14 protein-coding genes are annotated in these 17,368 nt (G+C 64.0%); 4 read left to right on the top strand and 10 right to left on the bottom strand.

What is annotated here, in order from left to right:
• Positions 1 to 15: 15 nt before the first annotated feature.
• Together C2L66_RS34350 and C2L66_RS34345 are read right to left on the bottom strand one after the other, a co-directional pair.
• Positions 16 to 678 (bottom strand): amino acid ABC transporter permease, encoded by a 663-nt coding sequence (locus tag C2L66_RS34350; protein ID WP_054932242.1) that lies wholly within the window; start codon positions 676 to 678, stop codon positions 16 to 18.
• A gap of 18 nt (positions 679 to 696) precedes the next feature.
• The gene (locus tag C2L66_RS34345; RefSeq protein ID WP_054932241.1) at positions 697 to 1,554 is read right to left on the bottom strand and encodes a transporter substrate-binding domain-containing protein; all 858 of its coding nucleotides are present in this window, start codon (positions 1,552 to 1,554) and stop codon (positions 697 to 699) included.
• Positions 1,555 to 1,942: 388 nt separating this feature from the next.
• On the opposite strand from C2L66_RS34345, the gene C2L66_RS34340 reads away from it, so the two are divergent.
• From C2L66_RS34340 to C2L66_RS34330, 3 genes are all read left to right on the top strand, one after another.
• Positions 1,943 to 3,511 carry a methyl-accepting chemotaxis protein gene (locus C2L66_RS34340; protein WP_060608210.1) on the top strand — a complete coding sequence of 523 codons (1,569 nt, stop codon included), beginning with the start codon at positions 1,943 to 1,945 and terminating at the stop codon, positions 3,509 to 3,511.
• A gap of 271 nt (positions 3,512 to 3,782) precedes the next feature.
• Positions 3,783 to 4,052 (top strand): hypothetical protein, encoded by a 270-nt coding sequence (locus C2L66_RS34335; protein ID WP_060608207.1) that lies wholly within the window; start codon positions 3,783 to 3,785, stop codon positions 4,050 to 4,052.
• Between the two features lie 206 nt (positions 4,053 to 4,258).
• Positions 4,259 to 5,236, top strand: a complete 978-nt coding sequence (locus C2L66_RS34330; protein ID WP_060608205.1) for a LysR family transcriptional regulator — start codon at positions 4,259 to 4,261, stop codon at positions 5,234 to 5,236.
• Between the two features lie 9 nt (positions 5,237 to 5,245).
• Here the strand turns inward: C2L66_RS34330 and C2L66_RS34325 are convergent, their stop codons facing one another.
• The 6 genes from C2L66_RS34325 to C2L66_RS34300 form a co-directional block, all read right to left on the bottom strand.
• Positions 5,246 to 5,929 (bottom strand): SDR family NAD(P)-dependent oxidoreductase, encoded by a 684-nt coding sequence (locus C2L66_RS34325; protein WP_060608203.1) that lies wholly within the window; start codon positions 5,927 to 5,929, stop codon positions 5,246 to 5,248.
• 33 nt (positions 5,930 to 5,962) lie between these two features.
• Positions 5,963 to 7,300 (bottom strand): NAD(P)/FAD-dependent oxidoreductase, encoded by a 1,338-nt coding sequence (locus tag C2L66_RS34320; protein WP_054932235.1) that lies wholly within the window; start codon positions 7,298 to 7,300, stop codon positions 5,963 to 5,965.
• Positions 7,301 to 7,324: 24 nt separating this feature from the next.
• Positions 7,325 to 8,143: an amino acid ABC transporter permease gene (locus tag C2L66_RS34315; RefSeq protein ID WP_035994323.1), complete on the bottom strand. Its 819-nt coding sequence runs from the start codon at positions 8,141 to 8,143 to the stop codon at positions 7,325 to 7,327.
• A gap of 49 nt (positions 8,144 to 8,192) precedes the next feature.
• Positions 8,193 to 9,011: a substrate-binding periplasmic protein gene (locus tag C2L66_RS34310; protein ID WP_060610431.1), complete on the bottom strand. Its 819-nt coding sequence runs from the start codon at positions 9,009 to 9,011 to the stop codon at positions 8,193 to 8,195.
• A 71-nt stretch (positions 9,012 to 9,082) separates the two neighbouring features.
• Complete coding sequence (locus C2L66_RS34305) at positions 9,083 to 9,808, bottom strand: amino acid ABC transporter ATP-binding protein (RefSeq protein WP_060608195.1); 726 nt, start codon at positions 9,806 to 9,808, stop codon at positions 9,083 to 9,085.
• 33 nt (positions 9,809 to 9,841) lie between these two features.
• Entirely contained in the window at positions 9,842 to 11,182 is a 1,341-nt protein-coding gene (locus C2L66_RS34300; protein ID WP_060610428.1) for an NAD(P)/FAD-dependent oxidoreductase, read from the bottom strand.
• A 139-nt stretch (positions 11,183 to 11,321) separates the two neighbouring features.
• Between C2L66_RS34300 and C2L66_RS34295 the strand changes: the two genes are divergently transcribed.
• On the top strand, positions 11,322 to 12,254 hold the full coding sequence (locus tag C2L66_RS34295; protein ID WP_060608191.1) for a LysR substrate-binding domain-containing protein: 933 nt from the start codon (positions 11,322 to 11,324) through the stop codon (positions 12,252 to 12,254).
• 692 nt (positions 12,255 to 12,946) lie between these two features.
• Here C2L66_RS34295 and C2L66_RS34290 read toward each other — a convergent pair.
• Positions 12,947 to 15,382: a beta-galactosidase gene (locus tag C2L66_RS34290; protein WP_060608190.1), complete on the bottom strand. Its 2,436-nt coding sequence runs from the start codon at positions 15,380 to 15,382 to the stop codon at positions 12,947 to 12,949.
• Positions 15,382 to 17,355 (bottom strand): beta-galactosidase, encoded by a 1,974-nt coding sequence (locus C2L66_RS34285; protein ID WP_060608187.1) that lies wholly within the window; start codon positions 17,353 to 17,355, stop codon positions 15,382 to 15,384. Before C2L66_RS34285 ends, C2L66_RS34290 begins: the two co-directional genes overlap by 1 nt.
• Between the last annotated feature and the right edge of the window lie 13 nt (positions 17,356 to 17,368).

Below are 17,368 nucleotides of genomic sequence, written 5' to 3'. Positions count from 1 at the left end.
GAAAGTGATCCCCAGTCATGCGCGCGGCACTGCGCGGCGCTCGTAGCAATGCGCGGCAAAGGACAACAGCGTCGTGATGGCCAGATAGAACAGCGCGGCGCACGTGTACACCTCGAGCGGCCGGTACGTCGACGACGACAGTTGCTGGCCGACGCGCATCAGGTCCGTGACGGATATCACCGACACCACCGCCGACGCCTTGACGATATCGATCATCTCCGACACGAGCGCGGGCAGCGTCACCCGCACCACCTGAGGCACTTCGATGTGCCACAGCACCTGACGGCGCGTGAGATTGAACGTGACGGCTGCTTCGATCTGCCCGCGCGCGATCGAGCGAAAGCCCGCGCCCAGAATCTGCGACTGATACGCGGCCGTGTTCATCGACAGCCCGATGGCCGCCGCGACTGTGCCCGGCACCGCGAGCCCGAGCGCCGAAGGCAGGTAATACATCACGAGCAGTTGCGCGAGCACGGGCGTGCCGCGAAACACGCTGACGTAGACCCGTGCGGCGCCCGCGAGCAGCCGGCTCTGGCTGGCCGACATCGTGTAGATGAAGATGCCGGCAAAGAAGCCGCAGAACACGGCAGCCGCCGACAGCCACAAGGTCGTCAATGCGCCGTCCAGCAACTGCGGCAGATAGCCGGCGCAGCGTGCGAGCAGATCGGGGGCGTTCATCTGGCGGCTCGCGGCACGTCAGATGGAGGGCGCGGGGACGGCGTCGACTGGGACGTCCATCGTCGAGCCGAACCACTTTTCCTGCAGCTTCTTCATCGTGCCGTCGCGGTTCGCGCGCGCGATGCCGTCGCTGAAGAGCTTGACCAGTGCGGCGCTGTCGCTGTCCTTGCGCGCCACCCAGGCGAAGTAGCTCTTCGGCCCGATCGTCTGCGGCAGCAGCGCGAACACGCCCGGGCGCGATTTCATCAACGGTCCCAGGTTCGCGACCGATTGCGCGACGGCGTCGAGCCGTCCCACGGCGAGGTCGGCATAGGCTTCGTCGAACGCGACGTACTGCTTGATCTGCTTGATGCCGGGGCCGCCCGCGTCCTTCAGTTTCTTGTCGAGCGCCTGCAATGCCTGCAACTGCGCCGAGCCCGTCTGCGAGCCGACGATCTTGCCGTTCAGGTCGTCGGGCGACTTGATGCTGGTGTCGCCGTTGCGCAGCAGCACGCCCGTCGTCGCGTCGGCGACGGGCAGCGTGAACGCGAAGTGGCTGACGCGGTCCTTGTTGACGGTGACGGCCGTCACGACGATGTCGAAGCGCTTGGCGTCGAGTCCCGGCAACAGTCCCTGAAACGGCAGGTCCAGCTGCTTGACCTTCACGTCGGGGATGGATTTCAGCACGTAGGCCATCAGGTCGGCGTCATAGCCGACGATCTTGCCGTTGTCGACATACTCGAACGGCGCGTAACGGGCCTCCGTCGCGATGGTGATTTCCTTGTTCGTCTTGATGCGCGCCAGCAGATCGTCGGATTGCGACCAGCCCGGCGTAGCGGCGACGAGTGCGAGCGCACCGAGCAACGAGACGACCAGACTGCGAAGAGGCTTGTTCATGACGCTTCCTTGTGAAAGGCCCGTGGCCGATTATGAAAGTGAAAAGAATTAAATTCAAGTTACTTGAATGACGTTCAATAAGCATGAGGCGTGCCATGTGGCGCAGCCCTGCCGGGCGGGGAGGCCGGTCTGCGGGATGCACCGGGGCGGGGAGTTTTGCGCGCCGCCGAGATCGCGCGCGACGCACGATGCACCGTGCTGGGGAGTGGCGCCGCGCGGCGATGTCGCAATTCGTCGCATCGGTGTCGCGCTGGCATCACGGGAGCCGTGCGGCGTTGCCGTTAGTGCTGGAGACGGCCTGCCATCGCATGGCCGCCCCGTTTTCGTTCTGACTACTGGAGAAACGCTGCGCGCGCCGCGCTTGCGGCGCGCGCGCTGACTTGCGCTCATGTTCAGAAACACCACGATTCGCGGCGGGCTCGCCGCCACCATCTCGGGTTGCACGCTGCTGTTGATGCTGGTTATCGCGGCAGCCGTGTTTGCGCTCTTCAAGAGCAATGCCGCGCTCGACGCGATGTATCGAGACGACACGGCTTCCGTCGTGCATCTGAAGACCAGCTCCGAGCGGCTGCTGGTGTTTCGCACGGGACTCGCGGACGTCGAGCAGCTGATCAGCGCAGGCAAGCCGGCTACCGCTGAGATCAGGCAACTGCATGTGCTGCTCGCCGAGAGCAACCGCGAGCTCGATGCGTACCGTGCGCTGCACGCGCCCGACGCGCAGGAAACGGCGCTGCTCGCGGCGATGACGAACAAACGCGACCGTCTGCTGGCGCAGGCTTTTTCGAAAGCGCTCAAGCAGCTCGACGAAGAGAATCTGGTCGACTTCCTGAGCACGCAGCGCGAGATGCCCGTCGCGCTGTTCGACGAATATCAGAAGGCGCTCATCGCGCTGGAGGACTTTCAGGTGCAGCGCCAGCGCATGCGCTTCGATCACGCGAACGAGCGCTTTCACATGACGCTCTGGGGCTTCGGCGCGGCGGGCTTGAGCGCGCTGATCGTCGGCATGCTCGCGCACCGGGCGCTGACGCGGGCGATCGTCACGCCCGTCAATGCCGCCGTCGAATACTTTGCGAAGATCGCGGCGGGCGACCTCACGGCCGTCGTCAGGACGGAGCGCCGCAATGAGATGGGTTACCTGCTCGACGCGCTGAACGACATGCAGCAAGGTCTCGTCGCGGTCGTGCGCAAGGTCAGGGCGGGGACGGACGCGATCATGCACGACGCCCGCGCGATTGCGAGCGGTAACCGCGATCTGTCGATGCGTGCGGGCGATCAGGCCGCCTCGCTCCAGCAGGCGGCCGCCAGCATGGAACAACTGACGGCCACCGTGCGGCAGAACGCCGACAATGCGCACGACGCCAGCGCGCTCGCCACGCGTGCATCCGACATCGCGACACGCGGCGGCGAAGTGGTGCGTCAGGTCGTCGACACGATGGATGCGATCTCGGATAGCTCGGCGCGCATCGTCGGGATTGTCGGGGTGATCGAGAGCATCGCGTTCCAGACCAATATTCTGGCGCTGAACGCAGCCGTCGAAGCGGCGCGCGCGGGCGATCAGGGGCGCGGCTTCGCGGTGGTGGCCAGCGAGGTGCGGCATCTGGCGCAGCGCAGTGCGACCGCCGCGAAGGAAATCAAGGAACTGATCGGCAACTCGACGCAGAGCGTGCGTGCGGGAAGCGAACTGGTATTGCGCGCGGGCTCGACGATGGACGACATCCTGAAAGCCGTGCAGAGCGTGAACGCGATCATGGCGGATATCAGTCTTGCGTCCCGCGAGCAGACGGCGGGCATCGAACTCGTCAACGCGACCGTCGTGCAGATGGAAGCGATGACGCAGAGCAACGCATCGCTGGTCGAATCGGCGTCGACCACGGCGGCCTCGCTGGAAGCGCAAAGCGAGCATCTTCACGGCGCCGTGGCGCTATTCCGTGTGAGCGCGGACGAGCAGGTCGGCTGACGAAGCGCGGCGGCGCTCGGGATGTTGGGTTGCCCCGCGCAGTGAGCGGGAAACTGTCGGCTGCCATCCGCCATTGCGGCCGTTTCATCTGGCCGCATGAATCCGCACCGTCAGCCCCAGCGCCTTGATTGGCGGGCCTTCGGGCGGTCGCCGGCCGATCCGCGCGCACGATTGGCATGGCCCCTGCAGTTGTCGCTGTGGATTGCACGAAGCGCGTCGCACCAGACGGCTTGCGTGCATCTCGTTGCTCAACGCACTCAAGGGAGTCCATATGAACGCGAAACTGATCGGCGCGCTGTTGCTGGCGTGCGTGACGTCGGTTGCCCTGCCAGCCTTCGCAGGCGACGACGGGCCCGCTTCCAGTCCTCTAACCGGCGGTGTCGTGAAAGCGTCGCACGTTGGGCACAGCGCTCAAACGACCTCGCCGGACAAGGCGAGGCCTGGCAATCAAAGCGGCGTCGGCGGTGTCGAGTCGGGAAAAACGCAGTCCGGCCGGCGCGAGCAGCCCGACAGCATCGACCCGATGTATCGCGGCGGTTGATTTGCCCTTGCGGTATCTCCGCTCGCGTCGAACCTGAGCCAGGCCTCAGGTTTGCGTCAAAATTGCCGGACGATAAGCGCTACCGTCGCGCTATTTCACGCGAGGCGCGTCCAACTGTTCGCCAAATCCGGCTAATTGCGGTGTTTGCTTGTTTTTGCCGGTCCGCACGTCTTATCCTTGTTGTTTGGCAGCCGAAAGGGGATAGCGTGGACCGCGTTCAGGCAATGGAAGTATTCACTCGTGTGGTCGATGCGAACAGCTTCACGCGCGCCGCAGAGCAGATGGGCATGCCGCGCGCGACGGTGACGACGACCATCCAGAATCTCGAAGGGGTGCTCGGCGTGCGTCTGATGAACCGGACCACGCGCCGTCTGTCGCTCACGCCGGAAGGCGCGGCGTATTACGAGCACTGCATCCGCATCATCACCGACATCGCGGAAACGGACGCGAGTTTTCAGGCGGGCAATCGCAAGCCGAGCGGGGCGCTGCGCGTGCACATGCCTAATTCTCTCGGGCGTCATCTCGTCATTCCGGCGTTGCGCAGCTTTCACGAGCGCTATCCGGACATCTCGCTCGATCTGGGTCTCTCTGACCGGCCCGTCGATCCCGTCGAGGAAGGGATCGACTGCATGGTGCGGGCGGGTCCGCTCGAAGATTCGTCGATGGTTGCGCGGCGCGTCGGCACGCTCAAGCGCGTGACGTGCGCTTCGCCCGATTATCTGGCGCGCTATGGGGCACCGCGGAGCATCGACGATCTGGCCATGCATCAGGCCGTGAATTTTCGCGTCGCGCACAACACGCGGCCGATGCCGTGGATCGTTCTCGTCGACGGCAAGCCAACGGAAGTGCGGATGAACGGTGTCGTCACGGTCAACGACTCCGAAGCGTACGTCAAGTGCGGACTGGAAGGCTTCGGCCTGATCCAGCCCATGCTCTTCATGGTCGCGTCGAAACTGCGCGACGGATCGCTGCTCGAAGTGCTGCCCGACTTCAAGCCGAAGCCCAAGCCGGTTTCGATCGTGTATCCGAACAACCGTCATCTGTCCGCGAAGGTGCGTGTGTTCGCGGACTGGATCGCCGAACTGTTCGAGTCGACGCCCGCGCTGGCGGACGGCGACATACGGCGCGTCGCCGTGCCGCCACGCGAGACGCAGCAGGCCGATCATGGGCCGATCGCTGCGTGAGCTTCGTCGTCACAGCATGTCTTCGTGACGGCAATTGATCAGCAGTTCGGCCATGCTCGCCGTGTTCGGCAGTTCGAGCGTATTCACGACGATCGATGCGATGTCGCCCGGCTGCGTCATCGCGTCGGGCGGCAGATCGGCGAGTCCGGCGGCCATATCGGTGTTGACGAAGCCGGGGCAGACGGCTGTCGCGCGCACGCCGTCGTCCCAGCCCGCGCGCCGCACTGCGTGAGTCAACGCGATCACCGCGTGCTTCGACATCTGATAGCCGACGTTCAGGTTCTTCACCCGCTTGCCCGACAGCGACGCGAGCTGCACGAAGCGGCCGCTGCCCGCGCGCCGCAGATACGGCAACGCGGCCTGCGCGAGCCGGAAGGGCGCCTTCACGTTGATGTCGAGCGTTTCATCGAGCAGCTCGCTCGCGCCGTCGTCGAACGTGATCATCTTGCAGATCCCGGCGTTGCTCACCAGCACGTCCAGACGGCCGAAACGATCGACGGTCGCATTGACCCACTGGCGGGCGGCATGCTCGTCACGCGCTTCATACGCGAACAGAAACGCGTCGAGCTCGTTATCGAACGATGACGGATCGCGCATGCCGAGCGACAGCCGATATCCGCGCCGATGCAACTCCAGCGCGATTTCGCGGCCGATGCCACGATTCGCGCCCGACACCATCGCTACCTTGTCCATGTGCTGTCCCGTTGACGATGAAATGGGCGACGCTCAGAAGCCCGCGTCGATGGTGATTTTCGTGCCGTCGCTGAAGCGTTCGAGGCGAAACGCGTGCGGATCGACGAGCGGCGTGTCGTTATTGACGAGATCGGCCATCAGCTTGCCGGCCGCCGGTCCAATGCCGAAACCGTGCCCCGAGAAGCCCGTGCCGATGAACAGTCCCGGCACGCGCGCGGCCCCGGAGATCACGGGAATCGCATCGGGCGTGACGTCGATATAACCGGCCCAGCGCTGCGCAATCTTCGCGCCGGCGAGTTGCGGAAACGCCTTCACGAACTCGCGCAGTCCGTTGTCGACATACGGCACGACGGGATCGGGGTCGAGCGTGCGGATGGCTTCGAAGAGGGTGGGACGGTCGAGCGCCCAGCGGCGCGGCCGCTTCAGTTCGTCGAGAAAACGCTTGCCGACGCGGATCTGCAACGCCCCCATCTGGCTCTTCAGCGCCTCGATGTACTTGAAGAACAGGCGGAACGCATCGGGCGTGAGGTCCGCGTGGGTGCGCAGGCCATACGCGACCGTGTAGCCGCCGTCGGCGCGTTTGCGGAAGGCGAACTCCTCGTTGTTCGCGCTGCACGTCGGGCCGCCTTCGAGCGGCTCGGTACGCAGCACCGAGGCGCGCGTCAGCAGTTGCGGCAGCTCGACGCCGAGGTTGCCGCAGAAATAGCGCGTCCATGCGCCGCCCGCGACGACGACGGCATCGCAGCGGATCGTGCCGTGCTCGGTGACGACGGCGCTGACATGTCCGCCGCTCGTTTCGATGCCGCGTACGGCACAGGGCGTGAGTATCTTGACACCTCGCTTGCGCAGCGCGTTGGCGATGGCAGGCGCGGCTTTTTGCGGTTCGGCGCGCGCGTCGCCCGGCGTGTAGATGCCGCCCTTGAAACTGCGCGTCGAGCCGGGGAGCAGTCCGGCTATTGCTTCCGTATCGACTTCTCGCGTGTCGAATGCGTCACCGGCAATCTGCCGCGCGCGAGTGAGCCAGTCGCGATGCCTTGCCAGGGTCGCGTCGTCGTTCGATACATACAGAATGCCGCACTGGTTGAAGCCCGTCTCGATGCCCAGCGTGCGGTCCAGCGTGCGCCACAGCTTGAGGCTTTCGATGCTGAGCAGCAGTTCGCGCGGGTCGCGGCGCGTGACGCGCACCCAGCCCCAGTTGCGGCTCGATTGCTCGCCCGCGATATGTCCTTTCTCGCACAGCGCAACCTGCAAGCCCTTGTCGCTCAGGTACAGCGCAGTGGAAACGCCGATGATCCCGCCGCCGATCACGACCACATCGGCGCGCTCGGGTAGCTGGATGTCGTCGGCGACGGTATCGACTTTCGGTCCCATGTTCGTGTATTGAGTTGGAGGGGTTCAATGCCGGTGTTCGGCGATGCCGGCTGCCGCGGCCTGCGTGTTTGCATGCGATTGCAGTGCTGCCTCGCGCCGCGCTGCGCGCAGGCTGCGCGGCGCCTGCTTGCCGCCGCGCGCGCCGGGGTTCGAGAAGCGGTTAGTCCAGCGGTCGATGTGATTGATCGCATGCGTGAGCGGCACGGTGATCAGCAGATAGACGACGCCCGCCGCGACGAGCGGCGAGAGGTTCGCCGTGTTGACGGCCGTGTTTTGTCCGATCGTGAAGAGATCGCGTTGCGACGTGAGCAGCCCGAGAAAATAAACGAGGCTCGAATCCTTGACGATCGAAATGAACTGGTTGGCGAGCGCGGGCAGGATGCGCCGCACGCCCTGCGGCACGATGACGTGCCGCATGCCGCTCCAGTACGTCATGCCTAGCGCCTGGCACGCATACATCTGGCCGCGCCCCACGCTCTGGATGCCCGAGCGGAAAATCTCGGCGATATACGCGGACGAGATCAACGCGAGCGCGACGATCGCGAGGGGATAGGGGTTCGGCCCGAAGATCGACAGCCCGATGGGCGCCAACCCCTGGCCGACCACGAGAATCACGAGCGCGGCGGGCAGGCCGCGAAACACGTCGATGAACACCTGCGCAGGAAACATCAGCCAGCGCGTGTTGGACACGGCCATCAGCGCGAGCACCATGCCCGCGACGATGCCGAGCACCGTGGAGAACAACGACAGGATCAACGTGTTCACCAGGCCCGTACCCAACAGCGCCGGCAACGAATCGACCAGAAGCGGCCAGTCGAGGAAGTTCTGCAAAAAGGCGTCCATGTGCGCTCTCCGGAAGACGAAACGTGGTCGGTGAAGTGCGGCTGGCGGTTCAGGTGCCTGACTTCATCGCATACGGCGGCAGGTCGGCAGGCTTCGGATAGCCAGGATGGAATTGCAGATAGAGCTTCATCCACGTGCCGTCGGCCACCAGTTCGCCGAGCGTCTTGTTGAGCGCGCTTTCGAGCTTGACGTTGCCCTTGTGAACGGGAAAGCCCGCGGGCAGATTGACCGCGGATATGTCGAGCTTGTCCGCGATGTTCATTTGCGGGTACTTGCTTTGCAGGCCTTCCACCAGGGTCTTGTCGACGAAGTAGCCGTCGATGTACTTGTTGCGCAGCGCGAGGAACCCCGCGTTCAGATTTGGAAAGCGCACGATCTGCGCACTGGGCAGATAGCTGTCCGAATACGTGTCTTCGATGGTGCCTTGCACGACGCCGATCCGCTTGCCCTTGACGGACGCGACATCGCTCGAAATGGTGCTGTCCGGCAGCGTCGCGACGCTCAACAGGCCCGTCAGGTAGCCGTCGGAAAAGTCGACCATCTTGAGCCGGTCTTTCGTGATCGAAATGGAGCCGGCGGCGAGATCGATCTGCTGGTTCGCGACGCTCGGCAACAGCCCGGCGAAGTCCTGCGCGCGGAAGTCGGCGGACAGACCGAGCTTCGCGGCGATCGCGCGAATCAGCTCGACGTCGAAGCCCGTCATCTTGCCGTTGTCGATGTACGAATAGGGCTTGTTGTTCGCGTCGACGCCCGCGACGATTTTGCCCGGCGTGAGCGTGCCCACGTCTTCCGCATGAGCGGCCGATACGGCTGCGGCGCATAGCGAAGCAGCCAGTGCGAGACTGCGTGCAAACTGAAGAAAACGCATCATGAGGCTCCTCTCGAAAGGAACGGCGGTGAACGGAAGTGGAACAGCAATGCGAACGCGGCGTGTGCCGCTCAATGCAGAATGCGCGACAGAAACTCACGCGCGCGTTCGGAGCGAGGGCGCGCGAAGAACTGTTCTTTCGAGTCGTCCTCGACGATGGCGCCGCGATCCATGAACAGGACGCGGTCCGCGACGCGCCTCGCGAAGCCCATTTCGTGGGTCACGCACAGCATCGTCATGCCGTCGTGAGCGAGCGCGCTCATCACGTCGAGCACTTCGTTGACCATCTCCGGGTCGAGCGCGGACGTCGGCTCGTCGAACAGCATCGCGACGGGGTCCATCGACAGTGCGCGGGCAATCGCCACGCGCTGCTGCTGGCCGCCCGACAACTGCGTCGGGTAGCTGTCTTCGTAATCGCGCAGGCCCACGCGGCGCAACAGGGAGCGCGCCTTGCCGGCGGCTTCGTCGCGGCTGCGCCCGAGCACCTTCATCTGCGCGAGCATCAGGTTGCGCCCGACGCTCAGATGCGGAAACAGCTCGAAATGCTGGAAAACCATCCCGACCTTCGCACGCAGCCGCGCGAGGTTCGCGGTTTTCGCCGTGACGTCCACGCCGTCGACGACGATGCGGCCGTCCTGCACGGGCTCGAGCCCATTGACGGACTTGATCAGCGTCGACTTGCCCGAGCCCGAGGGCCCGCAGATCACGACGACCTCGCCGCGTTCGATCGTCGCGGAGCAGCCGGCCAGCACGCGGTGCTCGCCGAACCATTTAGAAACGTTGTGCAGACGGATCATCGTGGCTCCTCGTATTCAGTGACGCCGTGAAGGTCAGGACAGCGCGGCGCGCACGCGTCCGCGCCACAGGTCGTCGAGTTGATAGAGCGCGCTGCCGAGCGGTACGGCGATCTGACTGGCGATGCCTGCGCCGCTCAACGGAAATTCGCCTTCGCTGAAGGCGCCCGCATCGCGGTCCACGCCGAGCATATGTCTCGCGACGCGGTGGCCGAGGTAGCTCATCAGCGCGACGCCATTGCCGTTGCAGCCGAGCGCGTAGTGAATGCCGTCGTGCACGCCGATGTGCGCGAGCTTGTCGCGCGTCATCGCGACGTAGCCTTTCCATGCGTGTGTGATGCGCACGTCGCGCAGCGCGGGCCACAGTTGCAGCATCTTTCCGTATAGCAGGCGGGCCGCTTCGCGTTCGCTCAGTTCGCGGATCGCCGGGCGCGAGCCGAACAGCATCCGCGTGCCGTCGGGAGAGGGGCGTGTGTAGAACAGATTGCGTTTCGAGTCGCTGATCATCCGCGCGCCGGGGTTGAGCGCGTGCATCAAGCCGTCGGGCAGGGGTTCCGTCGCGATCTGATAGCTCGCGACGGGCAGCACGCGGCGCGCGAAGAACGGCAGCAACGGGCCGGTGTAGCCGTTGGTGGCGACCAGCACATCGCGCGCGTCGAGCGAGCCGCGCGTGGTCTGTACGCGAAAGCGCGCGCCATCCTGTGCGCCGTTCGCAATACGTTCGATACGTTCGGCCTGCGCGTGCGAATGCAGCGTGACGCCGCGCCGCCCGGCAAGCTCGCGCAGCGCGCGGTGATACTTCGCGGTGTGCAGCCCGCCGTATTCATCGACGAGGATGCCGCCGTAGTAATAGTCCGAGCCGATCATCGCGCGCTGTGCGTCGCGCTCGATCACATGCACGGTGACGCCCGTTTTGTCGCGCAGCAACTCACCCTGGCGGCGCAACCGGTCGAAATGGCCGGGCGTGTACGCGCCGAAAAAGCGGCCGGTGATCTGCAGATCCGCGTCGAGCGATTCGTCGGCGACGAGGCGCTTCAGATAGTCGAAGCTTGCCATCGATTCGCGCATCAGGCGCACGAGCCGCTCGGCGGGCACGCCGGCGATCGCGTTGGTGAGGGCCAGCTTCTGGCCGCTCGACACCATTCCGCCGCTGCGCGTGCTACCGCCCGCGCCGATCTCGGCCGCATCGAGGACGGCCACGCGCGCGCCGTGGCTCGCGGCTTCCGCGGCTGCCGACAGCCCGCAATAACCGCTGCCGATGACGGCGATATCTACGTGGCGAGGCAGCGGCGAGCGCGCGGTTTCGGGCGGCGCGGCGTCCCACCAGTATGGGTCGCATCGAAAGGATTCGTGGAAAAGCAGGGAATCAGGGCGCATGAGCGTGACGGGTTCCGCGTGGTGAGGCCAGTCTAGGTTCGTGCTGCTCATCCGGTCAAATAGCGACAAAAAGGGCTTCTATTCATTTCTGATATGGCAAGCTGAGGTCTCTGTTCACGGCGAGCGGGCGGGAGAGACGATGAATCAGAGGCAGATCGAGGCATTCCGGCTGGTCATGCTGCGCGGCTCGATGACGGCGGCAGCCGAAGAGCTCGGTACGTCGCAACCGAGCATCAGCCGGCTGATTGCGGAGCTGGAGACGGCGACGGGGCTCACGCTGTTCGTGCGCAACGGCGGGCGTATCCACGCGACGGACGCGGGGAGTGCGTTCTATCGCGAAGTCGAGCGCAGCTTTGTCGGGCTGGAAAAGCTGGAGAACTCGGCACGTGAGATCCGTCAGTTGGGTAGTGGACGTTTGCGGATCGTCGCGGCGCCGGTGCTGGCGCTGTCGTTTTTGCCTGCGGTGATCGAGCGGTTTCTGGCGGATTACCCGCGGGTGATTGTTTCGCTGGAGATGAGAAGTGAAGGGACGATTCAGCGATGGGTGTCGTCGGCGTACTGTGATGTCGGCTTTGCGACGGCTACACCGGACGCGTTTGGCGTGACGAGTGCCGAGTTATACCGGCTGCCGGCGCTGTGTGCGCTTCCTGCGCGGCATCCGTTGACTGCGCGTGAGCGCATCGAAGCGGGCGATCTGCGCGGCGAACAGCTGATCCTGCCGTCGTATGCCGACGACACGCGCAGTCCGCTCGATCGTGTGTTACGGTCGGCTGGCGCCGGGCAGGTGCCGGCGATCGAGACGCCGTATGGCGCGACGATATGCGCGCTTGTTTCGCGCGGGCTAGGGATTGGGATTGTTAATCCGCTTGCAGCGATTGGTGCTGATCCGAAGCGGATCGTGTTTCGCGGTTTTGTGCCGCAGATTATGTTTCGTGGGTTTATGCTGTGTCCGCAGTTGCAATTGCCGAATCCTGTTGTGCAGGTGTTTCTTGAGTTGGTGCGCGCGATGATGGCGCGGGAGATTGGGGCGCGTTCGCGGAAGGGGGTGGGGGCTGCTCGGGGTAGGCGGTGAGGTTTGGTGTTTTTGGTTTTGGTTTGGTTTTGGTTTTGGTTTTGGTTGTGTTTGCGCTGGCATCCGCGATTTGTTAGCGTGCTTCACGCGTCGCCCCTGTGCGGGGCGGCACCTACTTTTCTTTGCCGCCGCAAAGAAAAGTAGGCAAAAGAAAGCGGCTCACACCGCCAGCCCATGTCCTTGCCTGAGGGCCCCCGAAGGTTCTTACGCTTCACACGGCAATCACGTCATTCGTGTTCGTTGCAAGCGCTCTGAAAGAGCGCCTCACCCGCTTCACGCACCCGTGTTTGAGCATGCGGCGCCAGGCAGTCCACGGCCGCCCAGGTGGCAAACTGTGTGTAGGCCGTAGTGCCTCGCACGCCTCACTCCGGACCGTTAGCACGCGCGTTCCACCCTGTAAGAGCGCTACCCTATACGACGCGACAACCTACACACAGTTTGCCACCTGGGCGGCGCATACCATTCGCTGCCGCCTGACCGGGTACGGGTATTCGAAGCGGGTGAGGCGCCTGTTCGAAGCGTTGGCAACGGACACCAATCGGGGCCGCTGGCGTGTGAGGTGTGGGGACGTTGGGGGCCCGTGGATAAACGTCAAGAATTGGCGGTGTGAGCCGCTTTCTTTTGCCTACTTTTCTTTGCGGCGGCAAAGAAAAGTAGGTGCCGCCCCGCACAGGGGCGACGCGTGAACCAGGCTAACAATTCGCGGATGCCAGCGAAAGAACCACCTCATACTCAGGCACCCATTTCACACCAAAAACCTCAGCAACCTGATCGGAGATCGAACCCCTGAGATCATGCCTCGCATCGAGATAAACAGGCGCATCTGCCCGCATTGGCAGCACAGTCAGCATCAGCGATTGCTGCGGATCGATCATCACATTGCGCACGCCGATCTCCCAAGACAGGCCATTATAAAAATGATCGTCGATCAAATCGCCCCCCGAGAACAGCCGCCCGACATCACCTGCATATTGAATCGACAGATAGGCATTACTCAGACCGGTCGCATTCAATGCCGCAATCGGCACCTCGATACGCCACGCAGCGGCCTTGCCAAAGCATTCCGGCGCCGGTTCAACAGCAGCCAGCGCTGCACCGCCTGAAGCAACAGGCTGCACCTTCTGCGCGAGCCGCAACGACGTAACACCGACATCGAACGCAACCATCGGCACAGTCACAGCGAAGCGCTGAAAAACGCCGTCTCGTGGCGCTTCCACGAAAGCATGCGTCGAGCGCACATCCCGCTCCAAGGGCGGATAAACAGCGACATCAAAAGCAGCGACACCCATAGAACGCAATACGAGTTCGCCATCGCGCTCGAACGCCAATGCATCGGTAAGAATCAGCCGGCGCTGCCCATCGAATGGCAGAACGCTGAGCCGTTCAATATCCTCGCTCGCGAGCGTGATGAAAGTGATACGCGAGCCGTCACGACACATCGCGGTGAATACGGAACCAGCCACAGGACGCACAATCAGCCCACCATCCGCCTCATGCGTAATCAAAACTCCATGAGAATCGGCAGATTCGATACGCGTCACGCTATCCGGCTCGAACGCAAACTCAGCCACGATCCCATCCGTTGCGGCGAACACATACGTTGCGCCTTCATGCGTCGAAAGCCGCGTAACGGGCTGCGCAGTCGCATAACGCAATCGCGCGCCACCCAGCGCAAGTCCAATCGGCCACACGAACCACCTTCCCGGCGCAATATCGATCGGCTCGGCAGGCAGCATGACCGTGCGAGTCGCGAGCTTCACCGCGAACTGCACGCCTCGCCGCTCAGGCATCCGATACTGCCGCACATGATTGTTGAAAAACAGAAACCCGCGATCGCCGTCCGCACGCACCGAAAACCGCGGCGTTTCAAGATCGTCCGCACCACGCGGCACTCGCTCCGGCGCGTACACATCGCAGGTCGCCAGTTCGCTGCCCCATTGCTGAAGAAACAGATGCATCGGCCGCAGCTTGCCAAGCACAGCATGCGCTTCGCCATTCGCGCCGTAAGGCGCCTGAAAATCGTAATTGACGACGGGCAGATCGTTATATCCGCCCGACGCCGTCGACTCCTGCCCATCCACATCGCCAGGCAGATTGCGGCCGCCATGCAGCATGTAGTAACCGTACAGATTCACGCCGGAACCAAGCTGCACGGGCAGCATCGCCGCGATGTCATCGGGGTCGAGAACGGGACGGCGCCGGTACATCGTCGGCACGCCCCCACCGAATTCCGCGCCTAGAAACGGCGTTTCGTGCGCTACGGCATCGGCATCGCCAGGCTCGCTGTTATGGGTTTGTGCGCCAAGATCGCCGCCGACCCGGCTCGTCAAGCGAAACCCATACACCTCGCCCGGCGCGGACACCTCCGTCGATGTCCCCCACGGCAAATCCGCATAGCCGCCAAAAACCGGCGCGACTTCGCGGCGCGGAAACACGGCATTGTCCCAGCCGGTGACCGTGTACAGAGGCACGTCAAGTCCCGCTTCGCGCGCGAGGCGCTTGAGTGTCGCGATGTGCGTGGGCCCTTGCTGCGCCCCGGTCAGGTTGTATTCGTTCTCGAGCTGAATGCCGATCACAGGGCCGCCATCCTTCCACAATAAGCCCGCTAGCTGCGCCGCGATTTCAGCAAAGAAGCGCTGCACGTACTGCAGATACAGCGGATCGTCGCAGCGCGTCGGCACCTGATCGACGACCCACGCAGGGATGCCGCCATAACGGACCTCCGCATGCACCCACGGTCCAATGCGAACGAACGCGTACAGCCCGCGTTTCGCACAGTTTTCGATGAATCGACGCAGATCGAGCCGCGCATGCCAGTCGAACTGCCCGGCCCGTCGCTCGTGATAACGCCAGATCACATACGACGACACGATATCGACGCCCGCCGCCTTGACCTTCGCAAGCGCGTCGTCCCACTGCGCTTCGGGCACGCGCGCGTAATGCAACTCGCCCATGACGGGCAGCCACGGTTCGCCGTCGCGTGTCAGATAGCGGCTGTTGATGCCGATCGTCCGGCCATCGGGCGATGTATTCGCGCCCATCCGCAACGTATCCGCGAGCGGTGCAGCGGCAGGGCGGCTTGCATCGGCAGTCAGGATGGTGGCCGGCATCTCGCGCGGGCGATCCATCACGCGGCGATCCACGCACAGACGTCGGCGGTGCCGAGCGTGCGCTGACCGAGCACGAATTGCGCGTTATCGGGTGCAGGCGCTTCGGCAGCAGTCGCGCCGAAGTTGAACGCGAACGTGATCTCGCCGCGACGCCGCACGCGTAATCCTTGCGCAAGCTGTGTAACAGCAAGCCCCGCATCGCGCGCCGCACCTTCTAGCAACGCGCGATGCAACGCCGCGTCGAACCACGCGCTCGCATAGCGCACATGTCCGCGCGCCACGATGGCGGGCCAGTTGTCATCGAAGCGCGCGAGCACGTCGAGACCGTCGCGCGTTTCGATATGTTCGCGCCAGTGCAAGGCGATGCCCGTCACACCTTCGAATGTCGTGGCCGGTTGCAGCGTCGGACGCAACGAATCGACTTCGAGCACCTTGAACGGCAGCACCGTTTGCAGCGCGCCGGGCGGCAACTGCGCGGGAATCGCGAAGTCCGCCGTCTTCGAGCCCGTGCGCGGGCCGATCACCCATTGCGCGGAAGATTGCTCGACGGTCTTCGCAAAGCCCGCCGGCAAGGCGGCAAGACCCGGCACGACGATCAGCTTGTAGCCGGACAGATCGGCATGCGCCGACACGATATCGACGTCGAGCGCCATTTCGCGCAGCGTCCGGTAATACTCGAACGCAAGCGTCTGATAATCGAAACCCTTTGCATGCCGCTGGATTTCGAACATCCATTGCGTTTCGTAGTCGAACACAAGGGCGACTTCGGCGCGCGGCGCGGGGCCGCTTTGCGCGAGCTTCGTCAGTGCAGCGGACTGCGCGATCTCCTGCGCGGCGCGCGCCACTTCGCGGCCGCCCGGCGACAGCGTGTTGTCGGGCAGGTTCAGTCCGGAGTGCATCTGTTCCTGCGCGAACGGCGCCTGTCGCCAGCGGAAATACGACACCAGTTCCGCGCCGTGCGCGAAGGCCTCATAGGCCCACAGACGCACCATGCCGGGCGCGGGCACGGGGTTCCACGGCGCCCAGTTCACAGGGCCCGCTTCCTGTTCCATCACCCAGAAACGTCCTTCACCGATCGCGCGATAGCGGTCGTGATCGAATGCCGATACATCGGGGTGCCCCGTGCGCGCATAGCGCGCCTTGTCCTGTTCGCTCAACGCGATCACTTCCGTGCGTGCGATCGGATAACTGTCCCACGTCGCGACGTCGATGCTCTTGTTCGCGGCGAAGCGATAGTGATCGAAGGTCGTGAAAAAACCCATGAAGTTGTGCAGCATGTCCGCGTTCGGCGCATGACGTCGCAGCACATCGACCTGTTCGCGATGGAAGCTCGCCACTTCGTCCGACATGAAGCGGCGGAAGTCGAGCAGATGAATCGGGTTTGCGTCGGTCGGCGTCAGGTTCGGCAACCCGATTGCATCGAACGATGCATATTCCATGCTCCAGAACACCGTGCCCCAGCGCTGGTTCAGGTTGTCGACGGTCTCGTAGCGGCGCGCGAGCCACGTCTGGAAGCGCGCGCGGGCCGCCTTCGAGTAGCTCGGCACGGTCTCGTGACAGCCGAGCTCATTGTCCGTCTGCCACGCGATGACGGCGGGATGCGAACCATAGCGCTGCGCCATCGCCTCGACGATCCGCAGACATTCGCGTCGATACGGCTCGCTGCAAATATCGTAGTGACGGCGCGAACCGGAATTCCACGTGGTGCCGTCGGCACGCACGGGCAGCATCTCCGGCATCGAGTCGACGAGCCACTTCGGCGGCGATGCGGTGGGCGTGCCGAGCACGATTTTCAGGCCGGCGTCGGCGAGCGTCGTCACGGCGCGGTCGAGCCATGTCCATTCATAGGCGCCCGCGCGCGGCTCCATGCGGCTCCACGCAAATTCGGCGATCCGCACATGCGTGATGCCGAGTTCGACCATCCGGCGCGCGTCGTCGGCCCATAGCGTTTCCGGCCATTGTTCGGGGTAGTAGCAAACACCCAGTTGCATTGTCGATTTCTCC

The organism is Paraburkholderia caribensis, from assembly GCF_002902945.1.
Classification (GTDB): Bacteria; Pseudomonadota; Gammaproteobacteria; order Burkholderiales; family Burkholderiaceae; genus Paraburkholderia; species Paraburkholderia caribensis.
The sequence above is the reverse complement of the archived record's forward strand: the minus strand, read 5'-3'. Positions and strand labels throughout refer to the sequence as shown.